The 24,627-nt window shown below is 71.5% G+C and carries 23 protein-coding genes; 13 read left to right on the top strand and 10 right to left on the bottom strand.

The genetic code is table 11. The features are described from left to right. Positions 1-8: 8 nt before the first annotated feature. Positions 9-596, bottom strand: a complete 588-nt coding sequence (locus OG417_RS12205; protein ID WP_329254333.1) for an RHS repeat domain-containing protein — start codon at positions 594-596, stop codon at positions 9-11. A 1,185-nt stretch (positions 597-1,781) separates the two neighbouring features. Then, positions 1,782-2,270 carry a pyridoxamine 5'-phosphate oxidase family protein gene (locus tag OG417_RS12200; protein ID WP_329254330.1) on the bottom strand — a complete coding sequence of 163 codons (489 nt, stop codon included), beginning with the start codon at positions 2,268-2,270 and terminating at the stop codon, positions 1,782-1,784. A gap of 124 nt (positions 2,271-2,394) precedes the next feature. Between OG417_RS12200 and OG417_RS12195 the strand changes: the two genes are divergently transcribed. Next, complete coding sequence (locus tag OG417_RS12195) at positions 2,395-3,453, top strand: hypothetical protein (RefSeq protein ID WP_329254327.1); 1,059 nt, start codon at positions 2,395-2,397, stop codon at positions 3,451-3,453. A 323-nt stretch (positions 3,454-3,776) separates the two neighbouring features. Beyond that, a complete protein-coding gene (locus OG417_RS12190) occupies positions 3,777-4,103 on the top strand; it encodes a hypothetical protein (protein WP_329254324.1) in 327 nt (108 codons plus the stop codon). A 63-nt stretch (positions 4,104-4,166) separates the two neighbouring features. Here OG417_RS12190 and OG417_RS12185 read toward each other — a convergent pair whose 3' ends face one another. Together OG417_RS12185 and OG417_RS12180 are read right to left on the bottom strand one after the other, a co-directional pair. After that, positions 4,167-4,988: an SAM-dependent methyltransferase gene (locus tag OG417_RS12185; protein WP_329254321.1), complete on the bottom strand. Its 822-nt coding sequence runs from the start codon at positions 4,986-4,988 to the stop codon at positions 4,167-4,169. A gap of 159 nt (positions 4,989-5,147) precedes the next feature. Further along, positions 5,148-5,969, bottom strand: coding sequence for an SAM-dependent methyltransferase (locus OG417_RS12180; protein ID WP_329254318.1), 822 nt, complete (start codon positions 5,967-5,969; stop codon positions 5,148-5,150). Positions 5,970-6,175: 206 nt separating this feature from the next. On the opposite strand from OG417_RS12180, the gene OG417_RS12175 reads away from it, so the two are divergent. The 4 genes from OG417_RS12175 to OG417_RS12160 all read left to right on the top strand — a co-directional run bounded on the left by OG417_RS12175 (position 6,176) and on the right by OG417_RS12160 (position 8,749). After that, positions 6,176-6,535, top strand: a complete 360-nt coding sequence (locus OG417_RS12175; protein ID WP_329254315.1) for a DUF805 domain-containing protein — start codon at positions 6,176-6,178, stop codon at positions 6,533-6,535. Positions 6,536-6,696: 161 nt separating this feature from the next. Continuing rightward, positions 6,697-7,431 carry a PIG-L deacetylase family protein gene (locus OG417_RS12170; protein ID WP_329254312.1) on the top strand — a complete coding sequence of 245 codons (735 nt, stop codon included), beginning with the start codon at positions 6,697-6,699 and terminating at the stop codon, positions 7,429-7,431. Positions 7,432-7,652: 221 nt separating this feature from the next. After that, complete coding sequence (locus OG417_RS12165; protein WP_329254308.1) at positions 7,653-8,141, top strand: RNA polymerase sigma factor; 489 nt, start codon at positions 7,653-7,655, stop codon at positions 8,139-8,141. Further along, complete coding sequence (locus OG417_RS12160; RefSeq protein ID WP_329254305.1) at positions 8,138-8,749, top strand: methylated-DNA--[protein]-cysteine S-methyltransferase; 612 nt, start codon at positions 8,138-8,140, stop codon at positions 8,747-8,749. The genes OG417_RS12165 and OG417_RS12160 overlap by 4 nt, the downstream gene beginning before the upstream one ends. 38 nt (positions 8,750-8,787) lie before the next feature. On the opposite strand, the gene groL is transcribed toward OG417_RS12160, so the two are convergent. Beyond that, on the bottom strand, positions 8,788-10,410 hold the full coding sequence (gene groL, locus OG417_RS12155; protein WP_329254302.1) for a chaperonin GroEL: 1,623 nt from the start codon (positions 10,408-10,410) through the stop codon (positions 8,788-8,790). Positions 10,411-10,629: 219 nt separating this feature from the next. On the opposite strand from groL, the gene OG417_RS12150 reads away from it, so the two are divergent. Then, positions 10,630-11,208 carry a TetR/AcrR family transcriptional regulator gene (locus OG417_RS12150; protein ID WP_329254299.1) on the top strand — a complete coding sequence of 193 codons (579 nt, stop codon included), beginning with the start codon at positions 10,630-10,632 and terminating at the stop codon, positions 11,206-11,208. Positions 11,209-11,299: 91 nt separating this feature from the next. After that, positions 11,300-12,130, top strand: coding sequence for an MBL fold metallo-hydrolase (locus OG417_RS12145; protein ID WP_329254296.1), 831 nt, complete (start codon positions 11,300-11,302; stop codon positions 12,128-12,130). A gap of 54 nt (positions 12,131-12,184) precedes the next feature. Here the strand turns inward: OG417_RS12145 and OG417_RS12140 are convergent, their stop codons facing one another. The 3 genes from OG417_RS12140 to OG417_RS12130 form a co-directional block, all read right to left on the bottom strand. Next, a complete protein-coding gene (locus OG417_RS12140) occupies positions 12,185-12,586 on the bottom strand; it encodes an STAS domain-containing protein (protein ID WP_329254291.1) in 402 nt (133 codons plus the stop codon). 474 nt (positions 12,587-13,060) lie between these two features. Continuing rightward, positions 13,061-14,434, bottom strand: a complete 1,374-nt coding sequence (locus OG417_RS12135) for a polysaccharide biosynthesis tyrosine autokinase (RefSeq protein WP_329254288.1) — start codon at positions 14,432-14,434, stop codon at positions 13,061-13,063. 24 nt (positions 14,435-14,458) lie between these two features. After that, entirely contained in the window at positions 14,459-15,418 is a 960-nt protein-coding gene (locus OG417_RS12130; protein WP_329254285.1) for an MraY family glycosyltransferase, read from the bottom strand. Positions 15,419-15,838: 420 nt separating this feature from the next. Here OG417_RS12130 and OG417_RS12125 point away from each other — a divergent pair, with 420 nt between their 5' ends. From OG417_RS12125 to OG417_RS12105, 5 genes are all read left to right on the top strand, one after another. Further along, positions 15,839-16,705 (top strand): hypothetical protein, encoded by an 867-nt coding sequence (locus tag OG417_RS12125; RefSeq protein WP_329254281.1) that lies wholly within the window; start codon positions 15,839-15,841, stop codon positions 16,703-16,705. Positions 16,706-16,791: 86 nt separating this feature from the next. Beyond that, positions 16,792-18,024, top strand: a complete 1,233-nt coding sequence (locus tag OG417_RS12120; RefSeq protein ID WP_329254278.1) for a glycosyltransferase — start codon at positions 16,792-16,794, stop codon at positions 18,022-18,024. Then, positions 18,012-19,934: an asparagine synthase (glutamine-hydrolyzing) gene (asnB, locus tag OG417_RS12115; RefSeq protein ID WP_329254275.1), complete on the top strand. Its 1,923-nt coding sequence runs from the start codon at positions 18,012-18,014 to the stop codon at positions 19,932-19,934. Before OG417_RS12120 ends, asnB begins: the two co-directional genes overlap by 13 nt. Next, a complete protein-coding gene (locus tag OG417_RS12110) occupies positions 19,934-21,055 on the top strand; it encodes a glycosyltransferase (protein ID WP_329254272.1) in 1,122 nt (373 codons plus the stop codon). The genes asnB and OG417_RS12110 overlap by 1 nt, the downstream gene beginning before the upstream one ends. Continuing rightward, positions 21,052-22,347: an oligosaccharide flippase family protein gene (locus OG417_RS12105; protein ID WP_329254269.1), complete on the top strand. Its 1,296-nt coding sequence runs from the start codon at positions 21,052-21,054 to the stop codon at positions 22,345-22,347. Before OG417_RS12110 ends, OG417_RS12105 begins: the two co-directional genes overlap by 4 nt. Here the strand turns inward: OG417_RS12105 and OG417_RS12100 are convergent. Both OG417_RS12100 and OG417_RS12095 read right to left on the bottom strand, forming a co-directional pair. Further along, entirely contained in the window at positions 22,324-23,172 is an 849-nt protein-coding gene (locus OG417_RS12100; RefSeq protein WP_329254266.1) for a class I SAM-dependent methyltransferase, read from the bottom strand. The genes OG417_RS12105 and OG417_RS12100 overlap by 24 nt on opposite strands. Then, positions 23,169-24,557 carry an O-antigen ligase family protein gene (locus tag OG417_RS12095; protein WP_329254263.1) on the bottom strand — a complete coding sequence of 463 codons (1,389 nt, stop codon included), beginning with the start codon at positions 24,555-24,557 and terminating at the stop codon, positions 23,169-23,171. The genes OG417_RS12100 and OG417_RS12095 overlap by 4 nt, the downstream gene beginning before the upstream one ends. Between the last annotated feature and the right edge of the window lie 70 nt (positions 24,558-24,627).

The raw sequence follows: 24,627 nt of genomic DNA, 5'->3' as shown, positions 1-24,627 counted from the left end.
AGGTGGTCTCAGGTGTCGTGACGGCGGGCCAGTTCACGAGCGTGCGCAAGATGGCTCGGGCGTGTGCTGAGGCGGAGCTGGCCACCGCTGGTCCGGCCGCCGGAGACCACGGTGATCTCCGAGCCGACCTGCGGCCAGTCGGCCGGATCGACGGGACCGTCGCCGACGAAAGCGGAGTCCAGCACACCGATCTCGCCGGATGGGACCCGCACCCGCAGCCCGTACGGCGGCCCGGGCACGGGCACGAGGCCGAGCGGGTCGGCGCTGAGGTAACGGGCGGTGGCCGGGTCGTAGTAGCGCCGCAGGTTGTACGCCAGGCCGGTCTCGGCATCGTGGTACTGGCCGGGGAACCCGAGCGGACAGGCGACGCGGTCGGCCGTGCCCGGCCACCGTACGCCCCAGAGAGTGGCGCGGGACCGCCAGACGATGTCGCCGGACGGATCGACCAGCTCGGCGGGCGCGCCGGTGCGATCGGTGATGACGGCGTGGAGACCGGTCCACGGGCCCCGGCGTTCGAGCTGGGTGAGCGGGCGCAGATCCCCGGGGACGCACTCCCATGTGACGGATCCGCTCGCGCCCCCGGGAACCGCCGGCACCGTCTCGGTCTGCTCGGCGAGGACCGGACCGTCCGCAGGGATCCCGTTCGAGGCGCAGGTCCGCGTCGGCGTTGACCGCACGGACCAGCCGGCCCATGCGGTCGTAGCCGAACGTGGTCACCTCGTCCCCGGTCCTGGCCTCGGTCACGTTGCCGAGCCGGTCGTGGGTGAGGCGGAGTGTCCGGCCCAGGCCGTCGATCCGCTCGACGAGCCGCCCGCACGCGTCGTAGGCGTGGCTCAGGACGCGTCCGGCGAAGTCGGTCTCGCGGACCAGGTGACCGGCGGCGTCGTACTCATAGCGCCACACCGGGTCGACGGACTCGGTGAGGTTGCCGCGTTCGTCATAGGTCTGACGCCACGTGGCGCCGTCCGGCCCGGTCACCTCGACGGGCAGGCCGAGCGCGTTGTAGGCGGCGCTGAACCGGACGCCGTCCGGGCGGACGACCTCGGTGAGGTCGCCCATCTCGTCATAGGTGTAGCGGGCCACGCCCCCCAGCGGGTCGGTGCGCGAAAGCAGCCGATCGTGGCGGTCCCACTCCGACCGGGTGACGTGCCCGAGGGGATCGGTCCGCGCCGTCACTTGACCGCGCTCGTTCAGGCGGAACCTCGTCCGGCCGCCCAGCGAGTCGGTCACGACGGTGAGGCCTTCGCCGTAGGAGAGCCGCACGTCGAGGTAGCCGTCCGCGCCCGTGCCGCGGACGCCACGGCCGCGCTCGTCGTAGACGTAGCGGTACCAGCCGCCATTGCGGTCGACCCAGCCGGTCAGCCGCCCATCGGCGTCGTACTCGAACCTCAGCGGCCGATCCGACGCGTCCGCCACGTACGCCAGGCGGCCCGACGCGTATCCGAACCGTGCCAGTGGCACGCCACCGTCGCGGGTGAGCAGGCGGAGAGCGGTCACGCGCCCCGCGCCGTCGCTCTCGACGCCGACGCGGTAGCCGCCCGAATGCCGGATCTCACGCGGCACGGCACCGTCGCCGTAGAGGACCTCGATCCGGTGGCCGTTGCGGTCGCTGATCGCGCCGAGCCGGAAGACCCCGGACGGCCCCGACGGGAAATGTGGCATCGAGTGCTCGGAGGTCCACCCGGAACCGGCGTCCGCGACCGGCCGGGCGGTCTCTCAGAAACCGCCCGGATCCCTCTCTCGCCGCGAGCGTCCGGACGCCGCGCGGCAGGGCATGTCTCTCAGACGTCCCAGGGGACCGAGGCGCTGGTCCAGTGGGTCAGGCCGGCGAGGTCCGCCTCGGTGGTGACGTGGCGGGGCGGGGTGGCGAACGTCGCGTACGGGCGCAGGCGCAGCACCACCCGCTCCTCCCGGCGGGCCATCGCCTCGACCTCGGCGCGCGAGTCCTCGCTCAGCGGACGGCCCGCCATGACGCCCATGATCTTGAAGAACAGGTCGGCGCCGGCCTCCGGGTCCTCGTCCAGGACCGCGTCGCAGTAGACGTTAAGGTAGGTCGGGGGCCACTTTTCGTCCAGGACGCACAGCGAGACCTTCGGGTCGCGGCGCACCGCGGCGGCCTTTGCTCGCGCACGCATGGTGGAGACGAGGATCTCGTCGCCCTCCACGATGTAGTACAGCACCGACATCGCGGGCCCGTCGTTCCTGCGGGCGTAGCCGAAGATCGCCGTACGGTGGTCGCGGACGAACTGGCGTCGTTCTTCCGGTGTCATGTCCTCCAGTCTGCGCCGCCTCCCGGCGGACGGGCCATGGCGTGCTCCGCGGAATGCGTTGAGCGGCGGGGCGGCACGTCCTACGCTCATTGATCACGGCGAGTCCGGCAGCGGGGAGGACGCCATGGGCATCACGGCCTCCGATGTCATCACCTCCATGCCGAGCGTGTGGGGCGCCACGGACGCCGCGAGCGCCGCGAGCGTCTACCCGCTCGCCGCGTTCGTCGCGGTGCCGCTCGCCGCGGTCGTGTCGGATCCCGCGCAGATGTGGCACGCCGGCAAGCGGTACGGCACGGTCGCCGAGCACATCCGGACGGCGAGCTCGGAGATCTCGCAGGCCGTGGACCGGCACGCCTCCGCGGACCACTGGAAGGAAAAGGGCAGGGACGCCTTCGTCGCCAACCGGGTCAAGCCCTACCAGGACACGCTCGGTCAGGCCGCGAAGATGTACGACAACGTGCATGACACCCTCCTCGGGTGCGCGGTCGGCTACACGATGGCGGGCCTGGCGTCGGCGGTCATCGGGGCGGCGGTCCTCAACTACGTCGCGAGCCTGCTCGCGGCCGCCGCCGTGCCCGGCGCGAACGTGGCCACGACCTTCGTGGCCAACGAACGGATGCTCAATGCGTCCCAGGTGGTTCGAGATCTGATCAGCGGTCTGGCGAAGGTCAACGACGTGGCCGGGTCGATCATCGGCGGCATCACCGCGGAGATCAAAGCCCTGCCCGTTCTGACCGGGGTGGGCGCGGGGGGCCTGAGCGGGTACTACATCGGCGCCCGGGCAGAGCCGGCATTCGAGAAGACCCGCACCACGCTGCACTGGCCCCGGCGGCTCAAGCCCGGCGAGGCGCCGCCCACCGGCTACCGCGCCGCCGGCGCGGCCGACCAGGACGCGATCAAAGAGATCGACCCGGCGTCGATCACGGCCCTGGGCCGGGACCTGGACCGCGGCGCCGCCAGGACACTCGCCGGCGCGTACGACCAGGCGCAGGGGAACGACGTGGGCTACCCCGGCTTCGGCCTGGTCGGCCTCCACCTGGCCCACGCCCACAGCGTCATGCGCGAACACGCGGCGCAGCAGCTCGCGGCCTGCCGCGACACTCCGGGCGCCTGGCTGCCCGGGCTGCGGACGAACGCCGGCAACTGGGTCTTCGCCGAACAGGCGAACGTGGCCGCCATCTAGTACGGCAAGTGACGGACGCGAGAACAGCGGGTAAGGGAATGAGCGACCGGCTCTGCGAGCGCCCTTCTGCCGAGCGCCGGTTTTCCGCCTCTTCGTGCGGGCGACGGCGATATCACCTGTCAGACCAGGCCTGCTACCTGGCCATATTCTAGGTTCGCGACAGAACCATTAGTTGGCGTAACCGATGACGCCGCGGCGCGCTTTTGCGGGATATAGCGGACCGCAATTCTCGGCCTTGGGTTGAATATTCGTTGGGCTTGCCATTCCGTCGCACGCGGGTAGAGAGCCGTTGGTCAGTACGGACCACATCATCAGGGGGATCCATGAAATCGATTCGGTCCACTGTGGCGGGCCTTCTCGTCGGGCCGGCCATCGTCGCGGGGGCGCTCGCCGGCGCCGCGCAGGCCGCCGAAGCGGCGACACCCGCCGGGCACACCTCCGCCGTTCCGGCCGGCCACACCGGATGGCCGGGCTGGGACCACGACCACGACCACGGCCGGGACCGCTGGGACAACCACCGCGATCCGCGCTGGGACCCGCGCAACGGCAACCGCTACGACCCGCGGTGGGGCTACTACCGCCACGACCCGCGCTGGGGGTACTACCGGTACGACCCGCGGGTCGGCCGCTACCACTGGGACCACCGCTGAGCGGGAACCACCGGTGACGCGCGGATCCGGGGCCCTGCCCCGGGTCCGCCTACCGCCGGTCCGTCAGCTCTTGCGGCCGACCCCTCCGTACAGCCACCCGGTGGCGTCCGGCGCCGGGTCCTGCGGGTCCGGCCGCCACACGTCCAGCGTCACCAGGCCCGGGTCGACCAGGTCGAACCCGTCGAAGAAACGGCCGATCTCCTCGCGGTCGCGGAAGTAGATCGGCGTGGGCGTCGTCGCGTACACCGCCTCGATCTGCGCGACGGCGTCCGCCGACTTGCCGTCGGTCGTGACGTGGGTCGCCGTCAGGTGGCTGCCGGGTGCGAGCGCGTCGCGCAGCCGGCCCATGACCGCCGACCGCTCCTCCACGGTCAGGAAGTGGACCATGGCGATCATCAGGACACCGACCGGCTCGTCAAAGTCGATCAGCTTGCGCGTCTTCGGGTGCTCGAGCACCTCTTCCGGGCGATGCATGTCGGCCGTCGCCACCGTGGTGTTGTCGTCGGCGGCCAGCAGCGCGCGGCCGTGAGCGAGCACCACCGGATCGTTGTCGACGTACACCACCCGGGCGTCCGGATTGATCTCCTGCGCGATCTCATGGGTGTTGCCCACCGTCGGCAGACCCGAGCCGATGTCGATGAACTGCCGGATCCCCTGCCGGGCCATGTACCGCACCGCGCGCCGCAGGAACGCGCGGTTCTCCTGGGCCAGCTGCCGGATCTCGGGCATCGCCTCGGCGACGCGGTCGACCGCCTCACGGTCCACCCGGTAGTTGTCCTTGCCGCCCAGGTAGTAGTCGTACATCCGCGCGACGCTCGGTCGGCTGACGTCGATCTGGGGGATCGTGGGATCGCTCTGCTGTCCGATGGGAATGCCTCCGTCCAAGCCATGCCGACGGCCCGTCGCGCCGACACGATGCCTCCCCGCCGCAGTAAATGATCTTAGTCGGAGAAGCGACGGACGTGCGAGAAATGCCGGCAGACACTGACGCGAATCGCCGGCCTGGCGAGAACGTGCCGCGGCACGCCGGAGCGCCGGGGCGAATCAGCTCTTGCGGCCGACGCCCCCGTACATCCAGCCGGTGGCCTCCGGCGCCGGGTCCTGCGGGTCCGGCCGCCACCGATCCAACGTGACCACGCCCGGGTCGACCAGGTCGAACCCGTCGAAGAAACGGCTGACCTCCTCGTGGCTGCGGAAGGAGACCGGCGTCGGCGTCGTCGCGTACACCGCCTCGATGTCCGCAGCGGCCTCCGCGGACTTGCCGTCGGCAGTGCCATGTGTGGCCGACAGGTGGCTGCCGGGCGCGAGCGCGTCGCGCAGGCGGCCCATGACCGCCGGACGCTCCTCCGTGGTCAGAAAATGGATCATGGCGATCATCAGCACGCCGACCGGCTCGCTGAAATCGATCAGCTTGCGCGTCTGCGGGTGCTCGAGCACCTCTTCCGGCCGATGCATGTCGGCCGTCGCCACCGCCGTGTTGTCGTCGGCGGCCAGCAGCGCGCGGCCGTGGTTGAGCACCACCGGGTCGTTGTCGACGTACACCACCCGGGCGTCCGGGTTGATCTCCTGCGCGATCTCATGGGTGTTGCCCACGGTCGGCAGACCCGAGCCGATGTCGATGAACTGCCGGATCCCCTGCCGGGCCATGTACCGCACCGTACGCCGCAGGAACGCGCGGTTCTCCTGGACCAACTGGCGGACGTTCGGCATCGCCTCGGCGACGCGGTCCACCGCCTCACGGTCCACCCGGTAATTGTCCTTGCCGCCCAGGTAATAGTCGTACATCCGCGCGACGCTGGGCCGGCTGACGTCGATCTGGGGGATCGCCGGATCGCTCTGCTGTCCGATGGGAATGCCTCCGTCCAAGCCATGCCGACGGCCCGTCGCGCCGACACGATGCCTCCCCGCCGCGACAAGCGATCTTAGTAGGGAAGCGACGGACGTACGGGCGGAATCTGGCAGACGCTGACGCCCCGGCGGATACTGGCCACCGCGCATTATTCGATTTACCCTGTTTTTGTTCTCGCGGAAACCTGGGGGTTAAACGCGACGCGGGGCAGAAGGGGAATGCCGTGAACTGGTACTTGGCGGTACTCAAGAACTACGCGGGTTTCAGCGGCCGGGCGCGCCGCACCGAATACTGGATGTTCGTCCTCGTCAACTTCGTCATCTCCGCCGTGCTGAACATCCTCGCGACCTGGGCCAAGGCGTTCAGCATCATCGACCTGATCTACGCTCTCGCGGTGCTGATCCCCGCCATCGCCGTGGGCGTGCGCCGCCTGCACGACACCGGCCGGACCGGATGGTGGCTGCTGATCGGCCTCATTCCCATCATCGGCACGATCATCCTGCTCGTCTTCCTGGTCACCGACGGCCAGCCCGGCGACAACCAATACGGGCCGAATCCCAAGTACGCCACGGCCGTGGCCTGAACCGGCCACCCGCTGAACCCGAGGCCCGGGAGAAGTCTCTTCTCCCGGGCTTCACCTTTTCCTCCCCGCGCATTCTCTGCTCCGCGAACAAGAATTCATGCCGGCCCGGAACGTGCCGCGGCGAGCCGGGTGGTTTCCGCCGCCGAGTAGGGTCGGCGGACATGAGTCATCCGAGTGACCGGCTGGACACGGTCGACGAATCATGGTCGCGTGCGCTGGCCGTGGTCGCGCACCCCGACGACCTGGAGTACGGCACCGCCGCGGCCGTGGCCCGCTGGACGCGCCAGGGCAAGAAGGTCGTGTACTGCCTGGCCACGAGTGGCGAGGCGGGCATCGACGCGATCGAGCCCGAAGAGGCCGGGCCGTTGCGCGAGGCCGAGGAACGCGCGGGCGCGGCGCTGGTCGGCGTCGACGAGGTCGAGTTCCTCGGCCATCCCGACGGCGTGATCGAGTACGGCCTGGACCTGCGGCGTGACATCGCCCGTGCCGTACGACGGCACCGGCCCGACGTGGTGATCACCGGCAACCACCACGACACGTGGGCGCCCGGCGCGCCCAACCAGGCCGACCACATCGCGGTGGGCCGCGCGGTCATCGACGGGGTGCGCGACGCCGCGAACCGGTGGGTGTTCCGCGAACTGCTCGACGAGGGCCTGCCGCCGTGGCGCGCCGGGCGGGTGCTCGTGGCCTCCAGCCCGCTGGCGGCGCACGGCGTGGACGTCACCGACACCTTCGCCGACGGGGTCGCGTCCCTGCGGGCGCACGCGGAGTACCTGCGGGGGCTCGGCGAGAACGCGATGGCCGACCCGGAGGAGTTCCTCGCGTCGATCGCCGGTCCGGCCGGAACGCGGCTGGGCGTCCGCTACGGCGTCGCGTTCGAGGTCATCGACCTCTGAGAGAGCGGACTCCCCCGTCACGGCACGGGTAGCGACACGGGTATTAATCCGGGTGTCCCCCGCCGGTGCCGGAGGGAAGGTGGTGTCACCGGCCAGGCCGCGACGGGATCCCCCCGGCGGACGCCGGGGCCGCCAGCGCCCTCCCCCCATCCTGCCGGCCCCGGCGCCCGCCGCTCTCGATCTCACGTTTCCGCGCCGTCGGGCGTCTGCAGGATGTGACCATGCGACCGTTCGAGCAGATCGTGACCGAGTACGGCCCGATGGTGCTGCGCGTCTGCCGGGCCGTGCTCGGGCCGGAAGACGCCGATGACGCCTGGTCCGAGACTTTCGTCGCGGCGATCAGGGCCTACCCCGGGCTGCCCGCCGATGCGAACGTCGAGGCCTGGCTCGTGACGATCGCCCACCGCAAGGCGATCGACGTCACCCGCGCCGCCGCGCGCCGGCCCACGCCCGTCGAGACCCTGCCGGACCACCCCAGCCGTACGGGCCGGCCGGAGGACTGGGACGGCGACCTGTGGCAGGCGTTGCGCGACCTGCCCGCCAAACAGCGCCAGGCGGTGGCGTACCACTATCTCGCCGGACTGCCGTACAAGGAGATCGCCGGCCTGCTCGGCGGAAGCACGGACGCCGCGCGCAGGGCCGCGGCCGACGGCCTGAAGACCCTGCGCTCCACCTACCCGGCCACCGACCAGGAGGAGATGGCTCGATGAACACCGCATCCGACCCGCGGCACCCGCTCTCGGCGCTGCCCGCCGAGGACCGGCCCGCGCTGGCCCGTCTGCACGACCGTCTCGCGGACCGGGCCGAGCGCGAGGGGATCCTCGACGTCGCGTACCGCACGCTGGACACACCGGTCGGCACGCTCCTGCTCGCCGCCACCGCACGGGGGCTGGTGCGGGTGGCCTTCGCCGTCCAGGACCACGACGCGGCGCTGCGGCTGCTCGCCGACCAGGTCAGCCCCCGCGTCCTCCACGCGCCCGTACGCCTGGACGAGGTGAGCCGGCAGATCGAGGAGTACTTCACCGGCCGGCGGACCGGGTTCGATCTGCCGCTCGACTGGCGGCTGTCCCGGGGTTTCCGGCGCGATGTGCTGGCCCACCTGCCGGACATCGGCTACGGCCGCACCGAGACGTACGCCCAGGTGGCGGCGGCCACCGGCCGCCCGCGCGCGGTGCGGGCGGTGGGCACCGCGTGCGCCACCAACCCGCTGCCGATCGTCGTGCCCTGCCACCGGGTGGTGCGTTCCGACGGCACGCCCGGCGGCTACGCGGGCGGCCCCGAGGCCAAGCGCACCCTGCTGACCCTCGAGACCGCCTGAGAGCCGGACGCTGAGGGCCGCCCCTGACGTTGCAGGACTTAGAAGTCCATGCCGCCCGCGTCGGGAGCGGCCGGGGCCTTCTCCTTCTCGGGCTTTTCGGCGACGACGGCCTCGGTCGTCAGGAACAGCGCCGCGATGGACGCCGCGTTCTGCAGCGCCGAACGCGTCACCTTGGCCGGGTCGATGATGCCCGCCTCGAACATGTTCACGTACTCACCGGACGCGGCGTTCAACCCCTGACCCGGCTCCAGCGAGCGAACCCGCTCGGCCACCACACCGCCCTCCAGACCGGCGTTGACCGCGATCTGCTTGAGCGGCTCCTCCAGCGCCCGCTTGACGATGGAGGCACCGGTGGCCTCATCACCCTCAAGGTCGATCTTGTCGAACGCGCCCGTGCCCGCCTGCAACAGCGCCACGCCACCACCGGGGACGATGCCCTCCTCCACGGCGGCCTTGGCGTTGCGGACGGCGTCCTCGATCCGGTGCTTGCGCTCCTTCAGCTCCACCTCGGTCGCCGCACCCGCCTTGATGACGGCCACACCACCGGCGAGCTTGGCCAGCCGCTCCTGCAGCTTCTCCCGGTCATAGTCGGAGTCGCTGTTGTCGATCTCGACCCGGATCTCGTTCACCCGGCCCGCGATGTCGTCGGTGTTACCCGCGCCGTCGACGATGGTGGTCTCGTCCTTGGTCACCACGACACGCTTGGCCTGGCCCAGCATGTCCAGCGTGGTGTTCTCCAGCTTCAGACCGATGTCCTCCGACACCACCTGGCCACCCGTCAAGATCGCGATGTCCTGCAGCATCGCCTTCCGACGGTCACCGAAACCCGGAGCCTTGACGGCCACGGACTTGAACACACCGTGGATCTTGTTGAGCAGGAGGGTGGCGAGCGCCTCCGTCTCGACGTCCTCGGCGATGACGAGCAGGGGCCGCGAGGTGCTCTTGACCGCCTCCAGCACCGGGAGAAGGTCGCGGTTGGCCGAGATCTTGGCGGCGACGAGCAGCACGTACGGGTCGTCGAGGACCGCCTCGAGACGGTCGGCGTCGGTGACGAACTGCGGGGCGAGGTAGCCCTTGTCGAAGCGCATGCCCTCGGTCAGCTCGAGCTCCAGACCGAAGGTCTGGCTCTCCTCGACCGTGATCACACCTTCCTTACCGACCTTGTCCATCGCCTCGGCGATCATCTCACCGATCGAGGTGTCACCGGCGGAAATAGAGGCCGTGGAGGCGATCTGCTCCTTCGTCTCCACATCCTTGGCGATCTTGGAAAGCTCCTCGCTCACCCGCTCGACCGCGGACTCGATGCCCCGCTTCAGCGACATCGGGTTCGCCCCGGCGGCGACGTTGCGCAGGCCCTCGCGGACCAGCGCCTGGGCCAGGACGGTGGCCGTGGTGGTGCCATCACCCGCGACGTCGTCGGTCTTCTTCGCGACCTCCTTGACCAGCTCCGCGCCGATCTTCTCCCACGGGTCCTCGAGCTCGATCTCCTTGGCGATCGACACACCGTCGTTGGTGATCGTGGGAGCACCCCACTTCTTCTCCAACACGACGTTGCGGCCCTTGGGACCGAGGGTGACCTTCACGGCGTCGGCGAGCTGGTTCATGCCGCGCTCGAGGCCGCGCCGCGCGTCCTCATCGAACACGATCATCTTCGGGGACATCTCTGCTCCTGTTCTCTTCGGCGAAGGCGGACCGGGACGGCGCCCGCGACGGACGGCCCGCGAACGGGCCTCACCCCCCGGCCCACCCCTCGTGCCGGCACTCACCGGGCGCGTCCGCCCGGCACCGCCGCGCACTCTATCCACAACTTGCGTGCCACGCATATAGTGCGCGATAAGCAATTAGTGCGCAACACGCAATCGATGACTAGGATGTAACCCATGGAAGACGCAGTGGACATGCGGACGCGCAACCGCCAGGCCACCCGGGAGGCGATCAGCACCGCCGCCCTGCGCCTGGCGCTGGAGCGGGGACCCGAGGGGCTGGCGCTCGTACGGGTGCGCGACATCGCCGAGGCCGCCGGGGTGTCGCCCCGCACCTACAACAACTACTTCTCCAGCCGGGAGGAGGCGATCTGCGCCTTCCAGTCCGACCAGGCACGCCGGCTCGGGCAGGCGCTGCTGGAGCGCCCGGCCGACGAGCCGCTCGGCCAGGCCGTCACCGCGGCGGTGACCGAGTACTACGGAACCGCCGAGCCCGACCGGGCGGGCCTGCGCATGATCATGTGCACCCCGGCGCTGGAGGGCGAGGCGCTGAAGGCGTTCACCACGGCGGAGGGCCCGCTGGCCGAGGCGATCGCCGAGCGCACCGGCGGCGACGAGCTGTTCGCCCGGGTCATGGCCGCGGCGGTCGCCGGGGCGATCCGGGTGGCCGGCCGCCACTGGATCGAACGCGACGACTCCGAGCCGTTCGCCTCCATCCTGCGCCGGGCCCTCGCCCACGTCACGGCCGCCGCCTGACCGGCCCCCACCGGCGCGACTGATCACTCTCCGTAGCGGGTACGTTCTGGCCCGCGCCGTGAGCGGCGCACCGGGGGAACCAGGGGGAACGATGGCAGGTCTGACCGACGCCGACGGGCTGTACTTCATCGGCAACGCCACCATGGTGATCCGCTATGGCGGGTTCACCCTGCTGACCGACCCGAACTTCCTGCGGCGCGGCCAGCGGGCGTTCCTGGGCTACGGGCTGAACTCGCGTCGGCTGCGCGACCCGGCGATCTCGATCGACGAGCTGCCCCGGATGGACGCCGTCATCCTGTCCCACCTGCACGGCGACCACTGGGACCGGGTCACCACCCGCCATCTCGACCGCGACCTGCCCATCGTCACCACGTCGCACGCGTCCCGGGGGCTGGCCCGGCGCGGCTTCGGCCGCACCCGTCCCCTGCGAGTGTGGCAGGAGCACGAGTTCATCAAGCAGGGCCGCAGCGTACGGATCACCGCGATGCCCGGACGGCACGGCTTCGGGCTCGCGGGCCGCCTGCTGCCGCCGGTGATGGGCTCGATGCTGGAGTTCGGCCCGGCGGGCGGCGCCACGGAGCTGCGGATGTACATCAGCGGCGACACGCTGATGTACGACGACCTGAAGGAGATCCCCCGCCGCTACCCCGACATCGACCTGGGCGTGGTGCACCTGGGCGGCACGACGCTGTTCGGCCTGTCCATGGTCACGATGGACGCGCGGCAGGGCGCCGACTGGACCGAGATGATCCGCTGCCGCCGCGTGGTGCCGGTCCACTACGACGACTACACGGTCATGAAGTCGGGGCTGCCGGACTACGAGGCGGAGGCCCGCGACCGCGGCTTCATGGACAAGGTCCGCGCGGTCGGACGCGGCACGAGCATGCCGTTCGGCGACTTCGCGCGGACCGCCAAGCGGTAGACGGGCTCAGCGGTAGGCGGACGCAGCGGTAGACGGACGCAGCGGTAGACGGGCTCAGCGCGGTGTCCCGGCGGGAGTGCCGCCGGGTGAGGAGTCCTCGTCCAGGGCCGCGACGACGGCCGTCGCGACCGCCGAGCCGACGTCGTCGAAGGTGGGGATCACGCGCGCGACCGCGGTGATCTCGAACACCTTGCGGACGATGCCGCCCGGCGGCACCGCCGCGTACAGCGGGCGATCCGTCGCACGGGCCCGGGTGTACGCGCGCAGCAGCGCGTTGACCGCCGATGAGTCGCAGAACGTCGTCCCGGTCAGGTCGGCGATGATCGGCTCGCCGCCGGAGTTGAGCAGCGCGAGCAACTGCTCGCGGACCCCGTCGGCGTTGGACGTGTCGATCTGCTCGGGCAGTTCGACGACCGTGTAGCGGCTGGTGCGCCAGGTGGGCAGAGCGGAAACCACGGCCCGTACCATCCAGATCCCCCTTGTGCCATTCCGAATGGTGGGGCGGTCTCACTGTTGGACCGCGACAACGCGTCTCACCGGGACACCGCGCTCCCCCACGGCACGCATCCGAACCCCGGCGGTGTCTCGCATTCGCGGCACCGGGCATCCCCCGCCCGGCGGCGACCACTCCGATGAGACGCTCCCCTTGCCAGGAGGTTATCCCCTTATTTCCCTACAGATACACCGATTTACCGCCGAACCGCCCATCGCTCCGCCCGCTGAGCAGGCGACACGCACCTGGACGTGGGGACGATCACAAAGGAGGCGGTCCCCGGCGACGCGCCCAGCGCCGCACCGTGAACCGCCTCCGTACGTCCGGGCGGAACAGATGATGCCCAGCGCCGTGCGGCCAGGCGGAACAGACGGCGGTGCGCTCAGCCCTGCGCCACAAAGCCGCCGCCGTGCGGCGAGGCGGAACAGACGGTGCGCTCAGCGCTGGGCGGCGAGCCGCCGGCGGACGGCCGGGCGGAACAGGCGCAGGTCACCGCCGGGGTACGCGCCGCGTGCCGGCTGGTCGCCGTTGAGGACGGTTCCGAGCACGCGTGCGTGCACGGTCTCCAGTCGCTCGGCGGCCTGGGCGACGTCCTCCCGCCGGGCCCGGCCGTGCCGGGCGACGACGAGCGCGCCCGCGCACCCGCGGGCGAGGACCGCGGCGTCGGTGGTGGACAGCAGCGGAGGCGTGTCGATGAGCACGATGTCGGCGCGGTCGCCCAGCTCGTGGAGGATCGAGGACATCATCCGCGACGCGACGAGGTCGCCGGGGTTGCCCCTGGCCGCGCCGCCGGGCAGCACGGACAGCGTGTCGGGGCCCCACTGCCAGAGCACCTCATCGACGGCACGGCCGCCGCTCAGGAGCTCCGCCAGCCCGTCGGCCTCCTCGACGCCGAGCCGGGAGGCCAGGGAGGAGCCGCGCAGGTCGGCGTCGACCAGGATCACCCTCCAGCCCGCCTCCGCGAGCGACACCGCGAGGTTGCACGCGACAGTGGTCTTGCCCTCGCCGGGGAGGGCGCTGGTCACGACCACCGATCGGGGCAGGAAGTCGCCGCCCTGGGCGAACCGCAGGTTCGCGCGGATCCGGCGGAACGCCTCGGCGAGCGGCGCGTCGCCGCGTACGCCGAGGTCCATGCGTCCGTCGGCGGGCACCGTGCCCAGCACGGTGCCGCCCGCGACCTCGCGCAGGGCGCCCGCCGACCGGATCGAGGTGTCGGTGCGGTCCCGCAGGACGGCGCCGACCACGCCGACGGCGGCGCCGATGACCAGCCCGATCCCCAGGTTGAGCAGGGGCCGGGGGCTCACCGGCGCGCGGGGCGGGTCCGCGTCGTCGGCGACCGTGACCCGTACGCCGGCCGGCGCGGTCCGGTCCGGCCGTTCGAGCCGGTCCACGTAGCCGGCGAAGGTGGTGCCGATGGTCCGCGCGATCCGCGTCGCCAGCTCTGGAGAGGCGTCGGTGACCGTGGCGCGCACCAGGACGGTGTCCGGCACCGCCATCGCGCTGATCTTCGGCCGCAGCTCCTCGGCGGTCATCCCGTCGCCCAGGGCCGTCGCCACGGCGGTGGCGACGGTCCGGCTCTGGATCAGCTTGGCGTAGGACTTCGCGCGGTCCTGGGACAGCAGCGACCCCTGGTAGGCCACTGCCGCGTTCCCCCCGTTCGCGGGCGCGGACACGATCATCGTGATCGTCGCGGCGTACCGCGGGCTCATCCGGGTCGTGGCGAAGGCGGCCGCGATGAGGGCGAGCAGGATCGAGGCCGCCACCAGCTTCCATCGGCGCCGCAGCAGACGAAGGTAGTGCAGCAGTTCCATCCCGCTCCCCTTTCGGCCGGATCCCTAGGTCGTGCGAAGCTGCTCGTCGGGCTTGGCGTACACCGGCACCTTGAGCAGCAGCCACACGAACACGCCGCCCAGCCCGGCGCCGATCGCGAGGGGCACGGGCGCCGGCACCCAGCCCTTCAGAACCGGGACGACCGCGAGGCAGGTGACCGCGGCGGTGCCGGACAGCGCGAACGCCACCTGCCCGGTGCTGAGACCGAGCCGGCGCAGCCGGTGCGAGACGTGGTCGGTGCCGCCGAGCATCAGCGGCCGGCCCGCGCGGCGCCGCGAGACCAGGACGACGCAGGTGTCGACGGTGGCGACGAAGGTGACCATGAGCGGCCCGGCCACGCCCGTGTCGTCCGTCCGCGCGAACACGAAGAGCGCCGAGGCCGAGATCACGAAGCCGATGAACAGCGATCCGGCGTCTCCCATGAAGATCCGCGCGGGCGTCCAGTTGTGCGGCAGGAACCCGGCGCATCCGCAGGCCAGCGCGACGAGCAGCACGCTCACGCCCCTCTGCCCCACCATCATCGCGGGCAGCGCGAGGGACGCGCTGGTCACGCAGGCGACGCCGGCCGCGGCTCCGTCCATGTTGTCGAGCAGGTTGAAGGAGTTGGTGATGACGACGATCCACAGCACCGGCAGGACGTAGTCGAGCCAGTTCCCGAAGATCTTCACGTGGCCGCCCGCGCCGACGACGGCCACGGCGGCGAGCCCCTCGACGGTCAGCCGCGGGTACGGCGACAGCGGCCGCAGGTCGTCGACCAGGCCGAGCAGCGCCACGGCCGTCGCGGCCACGAGCAGGATCCGCAGGCGCGGATCGCCGCCGCTCAGCGCGGCGATCGTCGGCGCGATCACCCCGACGGCGATGACGACGCCTCCCAGGTACGGCGTCGGCCGCTCGTGACTCTTGCGCATGTCGGGCCGATCGGTCAACGACAGCTGAACGGCCAGCCTGCGCACGAATTCGGTCAATACCCCGACCAATACGAATGCAGCGACCGCCACCCACGTCATTGCCATTGATTCTGGTCTCTCGTTGACGGCAGCAGCTTCTCAGCTCTGTTACCGCGGGACGCGGCCCGCAAAACACCGGTGCACGGCAGACCAGTCGGCACACTGGTGCACGATTCAGGACACCGCGAATCGAAACATTCGACCGAACAAAAGATTGCCAACAATGGTCAATATTTCCAAGGTTTCAATGAACCGGCGCAGCATGATAGCGTGCGGCCTGGTTTTGGAACGGGACCACGGATGCCATTTTCTGGAGTGGCACAGAAAGCAATTCAATCGCACGGATAACGAAATGTCCAGATTGGCCAGGGGGGCCTGATGGGTTCGGCAATTAGAGTATCCGGTGGTATCGCCGCCGCCACACTGATGATGACTGGAATGGCCGTCGCGCAGCCGGCGTACGCCCGCCAGACCGTGAACGTGCCCTGCAACACGGCGGCGCTGATCGCGGCGGTCAACGGCGTCAACAGCATCGGTTCGGGGACGCTCGAGCTGGCCTCGAACTGCGACTACGTCCTGACCACCGCGTCGGGGACCGGGCGCGGTCCGGACGGGCTGCTCATCACCGGCGACATCGCCATCATCGGCGGTAACTCGACGCGGATCACCAGGTCGGCCGCCGCCCCGGCGTTCCGGATCATGGAGGTTACATCGGGCGCCAGACTCGACCTGCGGAACGTCTTCGTCTCCGGAGGACTTACCGACAACACGACGCCGACCAATGACTCGGGCGGCGGCATCCTCAACTCCCGCGGGACCATCCGCCTGTACCGTACGACCATCTCCGGCAACACCGCGGACAACGGTGCCGGAATCTCCAATGACAGCGGACGGCTGGTCGTCAGCAGCACGCTCATCCAGAACAACACGACCCGCGCCAGCGGTGGCGGCGGTGGCGGCGTGTACAACGACGGCTCGATGACGACGAACAACAGCATCATCCGGGCTAACCGCGCGAACACGAACGGCGGCGGACTCTACAACGGCCAGGGCGGCCGGGCCGAGTTGTACCGGACCACGCTCGACCACAACACGGCCGGCGCCAACGGTGGTGGTGTTTACAACGCCGCGGACGCCCGGTTGATCCTGCAGAGGACTCTGGTGCAGCTGAACACCGCCGCGAGCGGCGGTGGCGTCTTCAACGCCGGCGTCCCGAGCCGGGTGTCGCTGAACAACAGCCTCATCCAGAACAACACACCGAACAACTGCGTGCCTCTGGGCTCGCTGTTCGGCTGCACGAACTGACCCGCGTTCCACCGGCGGTCGCCGCCGTGTGCGTCTGACGCACACGGCGGCGACCGCCCCAGAATGGAGATGCGTGGTGGCCGGCAATGGCTGAACTTCGCACGAGCGACGAACGCACGAGCGACGAACGCACGAGCGACGAGCGCACGGGCCGCCGCACCACCGACCGGGACCGGCGGCCGGCGGCGGCCTTCCCGGGCGGGCCCGCACGCGTCTGCCTGCTGATCGGCCAGCTCGGCCTCGGCGGCACCGAGAAGCAGCTCGTCCTGCTCGCCCAGGGCCTGCGCGCCCGCGGCATCGACGTTCACGTGCTCCTGATGTTCGAGGGCGGTCCGCGGGAAGGCGCGCTGCGGGCGGCCGGGATACCCGTCACCCACCTGGGGTTCGTCTCCGCCGCCGCGGGAGCGCGCATGCTGCCGGCCAACGCGGCCGCCTTCGCGCGGCTCGTCCGTCACCTGCGGCGGCTGCGGCCCGCCGTTCTGCACGCCTTCCTCTTCCACAGCTACGTCACCGCCGCCCCGGCGGCGCGCCTGGCCGGCGTCCGCGTGCTGGTCGCGGGCCGGCGCAGCCTCGGTGACTTCAAGCGGGGCCGCCACGTCATGCTCGCGGTCGAACGCCTCGCCACCGGCATGACCGACCTGCTCGTGGCCAACGCCGAGGCCGTCGCCGAGGACACGCGCCGCCAGGAGAAGGTCTCCCCCGACAAGATCATCACCGTGTACAACGGCCTGCCGGACTCGGCGTTCGCCCCGGCCGCCCCCACGGTCATCGACACCACCGCGCCGGTCGTCCTGTGCATCGCGAACCTCAAGCCCGACAAGGGACACCGGTACCTGATCGACGCCGTCGCGCGCCTCCGCGACCAGGGCCTGCCGACCACCCTCGCCCTCGTCGGCGACGGGCCGCAGCGCCGCGCGCTGCAGGAGCAGGCGGCACGCCTGGGCGCCGACGTACGGTTCCTCGGCACCCGTACCGACGTCGAGCCGCTCCTCGCCCGCGCCCAGGTCGTGGCACTGCCGTCCCTGCACGAGGGCATGAGCAACGCCGTCATGGAGGCGATGGCCGCGGGACGCCCGGTGGTCGCCACCGACGTCGGGGGAACCGGCGAGCTGCTGCGCGACCGCGGCGTCCTGGTGCCGCCCTCCGACGGCGCGGCGCTGGCCGAGGGAATCGGCCGCGTGCTGCGCGACCACGGCCTGGCCGAGCGGCTCGCCGCGCGGGCGCGCGCCTGGAGCCTGCGGCACCTCCACGTCGACGCGATGGTCGACCGCCATGTCCAGATCTACCGAGAGCTGCTGGAGCGCCGATGTGCGGAATAGCGGGAACCGTGTCGGCCGGCGCACCGGACGCCGGGCTGGTCCACCGGATGTGCGACGCTCTCGTGCACCGGGGGCCGGACGGCGCGGGCTTCCACACCGACGACCACGCCGCGCTCGGCATGCGCCGGCTCGCCATCATCGACGTGGCAGGCGGTGACCAGCCGGTCTACAACGAGGACCGCACGATCGCCGCGGTCCTCAACGGCGAGCTGTACAACTTCCGCGACCTGCGCGACGCGCTGCGCCGCCGCGGGCACCGCCTGACCAGCGAGGGCGACACCGAGTGCCTCGTCCACCTGTACGAGGAGTACGGCGACGAGCTGGTCGACCATCTGCGTGGCATGTTCGCGTTCGCCCTCTGGGACGCGCGCCGTCGCCGCCTCCTGCTCGCCCGGGACCGCGTCGGCAAGAAGCCGCTGTTCTACCGGTCCGACGGCACCTCTCTCGTCTTCGGCTCGGAGCTGAAGGCGCTGATGCAGGATCCGTCGATACCGCGCGAGGTCGACCCGGTGGCGCTCCACCACTACCTCACCTACCAGTACGTCCCGGCACCCTGGTCGATCCTCCAGGGCGTGCGCAAGCTCCCGCCCGGCCACGTGCTGGTGTGGCAGGACGGCCGGCACGAGCTCCGCCGCTACTGGCGGCTGGACTGCACGCCGCGCCCGGTCACCGACGAGCGCGAGGCGGCGGAGGAGCTGCGCGAGAGGCTCCTGGACGCCACCCGCGTGCGCATGGTCAGCGAACGCCCGCTGGGCGCCTTCCTGTCCGGCGGCCTGGACTCCTCGGCGGTCGTGGCGGCGATGGCACGCCAGACCACGGGCCGCGTGAGGACCTTCAGCATCGGCTTCGACGAGCAGGAGTTCGACGAGCGGCACTACGCGCGCAGGCTGGCCGAGTGGTACGGCACCGACCACCAGGAGCTGGTCGTACGCCCGTCCGCGCTCGACGTGCTGCCGACGCTGGCGTGGCACTTCGACGAGCCGTTCGCCGACTCGTCGGCGATCCCCAGTTTCTACGTCGCCAGGATGAGCCGCGAACACGTGACCGTCGTGCTCAACGGCGACGGGGGCGATGAGACCTTCGGCGGCTACCGGCGGTACGTCGCGATGAACCGCACGCGGCGGATCCACCTGCCGGCGGCGCTGCGCCCCCGGCTCGGGCGCATCGGCGCCCTGCTGACCTCGCGCGGCGCGCCGCAGTCGCCGCCGTGGCAGGCCGGGCGCGTCCTGGAACTGCTCAGCCATCCGCTGTCGCACCGCTACGCGCGGATGATGTCCTACTTCGGGCCCGAGCAGAAGCTGGCGATCTACTCCGACGCCCTGCGCGAGCAGCTCGCCGGGGTGGACAGCTACGAGATCCTGGACGCGGCGTTCACCGCCTCGCGCGCCGGGTCCCAGCTCGGCGCCATCATGGACGTCGACATCAACACCTATCTGCCGGGCGACCTCCTCGTGAAGTCCGACATCACCACGATGGCCAACTCCATCGAGGGACGCTCGCCCTTCCTGGACCAGCACCTGATGGAGTGGGCCGCGAGACTGCCGGCCGACCTGAAGATCCGCTCGGGCACGACCAAGTACCTGCTGAAGAAGGCGGTGGCGGAGTGGCTGCCGCCCGAGCTGGTCAACCGGCCGAAGATGGGCTTCGGGGTGCCGCTCGCGTCCTGGCTGCGGACCGAGCTGCGCGGCCTGTCCTGGGACCTGCTCACCGACCACACGGCGCGCTCGCGCGGCCTGTTCCGCCACGACGCGATCGAGCGGCTGCTCCGGCAGCACCAGGAGGGCACCGACCACAGCCCCCGCATCTGGGCGCTGATCCAGTTCGAGCTGTGGCACCGCGTCTTCATCGACGGCGCGCACACGCAGGCCGGCACGGCCATCGCGGCGGGCGCCGACAGCTGGCGGTCCTGATGGCCGACCGGCCGCTCCGCATCGTGCTGTCCATCGGGTCCCTCCAGGTCGGGGGGACCGAGTCCCAGCTCGTCAAGCTGGCCGGGCGCCTGACGGCCCGCGGCCATGACGTGCACGTCCTCGCGGTCAGCCGCGGCGGCCCGTACGAGGACGATCTGCGGGCCCTGGGCGTGCCCACGCGCGTCTTCTCCTACGCGGGCCTGCGAACGCGCGACTCCTCCGGCCGCCGGGACCCGCGGATCCTGCTCGCCGAGATCCGCAAGCTCCTGGCGATGTGGCGGCACCTGCGGACCCTGCGGCCCGACGTCTGCCACGGGTTCCTGTTCACCTGCTACACCCACGTCCTGCCCCTCGCCTGGCTGGCAGGCGTGCCGGCGCGGGTCAACGGGCGCCGGGGCGCGTCGCCGCAGGAGCCGACCGGGCTGCTGCGCGCGGCGCTGGACTTCGCCGGCCACCGCTCCTCCAGCCTTTACGTGACCAACTCCCGCGCCCTGGGAGCCCGCCTCGTACGGGACGAGAAGGTGCCCGCCGACCGCATCGAGGTGATCGCCAACGGGGTCGAGCCGCCCGCGCGCGTCGCCGATCCCGCCCGGAGCCCGGCGCGCGGGATCGTGGTCGCGAACCTCATCGCCTACAAGGGGCACGCCGACCTGGTCGAGGCGCTCGCCCTGCTGAACTCCCCTCCAGCGGTCTGCCTCGTCGGCGAGGGGCCCGAGCGCGAGCCGCTCACCGCGCTGATCCGGGCGCGCCGGCTCGGTCACGTCGTCCGGCTCGCCGGAGGCGTGCCCGACGCGCGTGCGCTGCTCGCGGACTACCAGTTCGCCGTGCTGCCCTCCCACACCGAGGGACTGCCGAACGCGGTCCTGGAGGCGATGGCCGCGGGCCTGCCGGTGGTCGCCACACGCGTCGGCGGCGTGCCCGAGGTGCTGGCCGACGGCGTGGCGGGCCTGGTCGTACCGCCGCGCGACCCCGCCGCGCTGGCCTCCGCCATCGAGCGGCTCGCCGGGGACCCGGAGCTGCGGCGGGCGATGGGCGCCGCCGGGCGCCGCGCCGCCGAAAGGCTGAGCGTGGACGAGTGCGCCGCCCGGCACGAAGCGGTGTACCGGCGGCTGCTGCGGTGACGGCCGCGGTCCGCCAGGTCGCGCACACGGTCGGCATCCGCGCCCTCTTGGTGGTCCTGGGCGCGGTCAGCGGCGTCGTCATCGCCCGCGCGCTCCAGCCGGAGGGGCGCGGCGCGTACTACGTCATCACCACGATCGCCACCATCACGATCTCCGTCGGCCACCTGTCCATCGAGCAGTCGCAGGTGTGGCTGTGGTCGCGCGGTGCCGACCGGCGGGCCCTGGCCGCGAACGGGCTGGTGCTCGGGCTGGCCGTGGGAGCTCTCGCGGCGGTCGCCGCCGGGGTACTCGTCGGGGTGCTGGGGCAGGACGTCATCCCGATCGCCGGTTACGGGCAGCTCGCCACCGCGCTCGCCGCGATCCCGTACGCGATGGCCGTGGTCTACCTGAACAACATCCTCGTCCTGCGCTCGCGGGTGCAGGTGGTCAACACCGCCGCGCTGCTCGGCGGGGTGCTGCAGTGCGGGCCGCTGCTGCTCCTCGCGTACCTGACCCGCCTGTCGTCCGCGGAGGTGGTGCTGCTGTGGGCGGTGTCGGTGGCAGTGCCGCTCGCGGTGGTCGTGCCGGCGGCGCGCCCGCGGCTGCGCCACTGGGACCGGTCGCTCGCGCGGCGGGCCGTCGACCGCGGCCTGCGGTACCACCTCGGGCTGACCTCGCTGTTCCTGCTGTTCCGCTCCGACATCCTGATCCTGGACGCGATGACGACGACCGCGGCGGTCGGCCTGTACTCCCTCGCGGTCAGCCTCGCGGAGCTGACGCGGCTGGTCACGGACGCCATCGCGCAGATCGCGCTGCCCCGCCAGCTCGGCACCGACGACAAGGGGGCCGCCGCCGCGACCCTGGCCGTCACGCGCCTCAGCACGATCGTCGCGGTCGCCTCGGCCGTCCTGATGTGCCTGGCCGCGCCGCCGCTGGTGCCTCTCGTGTACGGGAAGGCGTTCTCGGGCAGCGTGCCGTCGCTGATCGCGCTGGCCCCGGGGCTGCTGGCGCTCGGCGCGACCCGGCCGATCGGGGCGTACCTGCTGCGCCTGGACCGCCCGATGCTCGCCTCGTCCATGTCGGTGGCGGCGCTGCTGGTCAACGTGGCGCTGAACTTCGCGCTCGTGCCGTTCTTCGGCATCGTCGGCAGCGCGGTCGCCTCCAGCATCGCGTACGTGACGCTGGCCGGCCTGCAGGCCGCGTGGTTCGTGCGCGCCAGCGGGGTGTCGCCCCGCGAGTTGCTGCCGGGCCCCGCCGAGGTGGCGTACGCGCGGGGCCGGTTGGGGCTATCAGCCGCGCGCCGGGGCGTCTGAGGAGCGCTCGAAGACGTATTCGTTGCAGCCGATGCCGCCGGCGCAGGTCTTCAGGTGACGCAGCTCGAAGCCGCGCTCGCGCATGAAGGCGAACACCTCCTCCGGCTTGGCCACCTCGAACGGGTAGCCGCCGACCCAGTCGATCAGGTCGTGCCGTACCGACATGCCGCGCGCCCGCCGCGGGCGTACGAGCGTGATCTCACCGCCGCGGATCATCCCCAGCGCGGTCCCCAGCGGCTTGTGGCGGTAGATGTACGCGGCGCTGCCGAGCACGAGCAGCCGGCGTGCCAGCGCGCCCGACTTGTTGTACCGGCGCTTGACCCGCCGCCACATGCGGCTCTCCCACCCCTGGTCGTTGTAGACGGAGATGAACAGCAGGCCTTCCGGCGCGACGAGGCCGGCGGCGTTCTCCATGGCGCGCCACAGCTCGCCGGTGTGGTGCAGCACGCCCCAGGAGTAGACGATGTCGAACCGGCCGAGCCCGGCGACGTTCTCCTCGTCCAGGACCGATCCCGCCGAGATCGTCCAGTCCGCGTCCGGCGCGAACCGGTCGCGCAGCGCGACCGTCGCGGCGACCGACTCGGGGTCGTAGTCGAAGGAGCGGACGCGCGCGCCCATGCGGTGCGCGGCGAGCGAGAACAGGCCGCTGCCGCACCCCACGTCGAGGAAGCTCCGGCCGGTCAGGTCGGTGGTGCCGAGCGCACCGGCGAGCGAGCCGACGGCGTCCTTGATCCTCCTCTCGTCGACGAGCTCGACGAAGGCGCGCCAGTTGCTGCCGAAGGCGAACCGGTCGCCGTCGAAGACCTCTTGCCGGCCGTCGATCATGTCTTCACTCCTAGTGCCGAGGTGATGGGGTGCTCCCGCGACGCCGGCGCGGCGAGCAGGCAGCCCAGGGCCAGCCAGAACGGCGTGCTGACCACGAGATTCGCCAACGGGTTGGCGAAGAGCATGCCGACCGCGTAGGCGGCGACCATCGCGCGCTGGACCGCCGCCTCGCCCGATGCCGGGCTTTTCATGCCGAGCCAGATCAGTACGAGAAAGACGATGAGCGCCGGAATTCCGGTCTCGGCCGCCAATCGCAGGTAGTCGTTGTGGGTGGCGATGTAAATACCGAGCTGGGGGGAGTTTTCGGCATAGGAGGGAAAGACGCCGTAGCCGATCCCGCGCAGCGGATGTTCGGCCGCGACCTTCGCGGAATACCACGCGACGTGCTCGCGGACGGAGGAGTTCTGGCTCAGCTCCGCCGCCGGCCGGTCGCCGACCGCGACGTGCTCGACGGTGTCGATCGCGGTGGGGAAGACCGTGCCGAGGACGACGGCGGTGGCCACGACCGCCACCTGGATCCCGCGCCGTCTGCCCTGGAGGAGCACGACGGCCACCCCGGCCGCCGCCGAGACGAACGCGCCCCGCGACTGGGTCGCCGCCATCGCGGCCACGCACACACCGGCGGGCACCAGCCACGCGGGCCGCCGGTGCCGGAGCGCCAGCCCGGCCGCGGCGACGAACGGCAGGGCGAGGAGGGCGCCGAGGAAGTTGGGGTTCTGGGCGAAGCCGACGAGCCGGCCGCCCTCCCGCTGCCCGGCGGCCAGGACCCATCCGGCCGCGACCGCCCCGGCCAGGGCGACGACCCGCGCCATCAGGCCCGCCGGGGGCGGGGACGCGGCGACGGCCGCGAGCAGTCCCAGGCCGGCGAGCAGGCCGATCAGGTCCGAGAAGCGGTCGGGCGCGGTCCCCGGCCCACCGGCGGGCAGCACGTACGCGAGGAGCACCAGGAGCCCGAGCAGCGCGATCCACAGGTGCGCCGGGCGCGGCGTCCGGGTGCCGGCCACGAGCTGGACCGCCACGACCATCGTCACCGCGGCGATGGCGCCGAGCGTGACGGACGTCGCGCCGGACAGCCCGGCCAGCAGGCTCACCGGGATCACGGCCAGGACGCCCGCCGGGCCGCACACGGTGAGCACGCCGAGCGCGAGCATCGCCACCGCGCCGACCACCGGCCATGAGCGGTCGACCACCAGGAAGGCGACCACGGGTGCGGACAGCGGCAGCAGGGACGACGGCCGGGCCGCCGCGCGGCGGAGCGAAGCCGCGCGCGCCTCCGTGGTCGTGCCGCCTCGTCGCATCGCCCCCGCCCGCCGGCGCGGACTCTGTCGATCCGGCACCGCGATGATGTCGTGGCCGTGTGCACTGATGACCGACTTTTTGATCACCAGTTTCCGACCTGAAGTGACTGCGTGATCACGAAGGGTAGTGCTACCTGCACTGACCACTCGGAATTTC

Source organism: Actinoallomurus sp. NBC_01490 (genome assembly GCF_036227085.1).
In the GTDB taxonomy this organism is placed as follows: Bacteria; Actinomycetota; Actinomycetes; order Streptosporangiales; family Streptosporangiaceae; genus Actinoallomurus; species Actinoallomurus oryzae.
The sequence above is the reverse complement of the archived record's forward strand: the minus strand, read 5'-3'. Positions and strand labels throughout refer to the sequence as shown.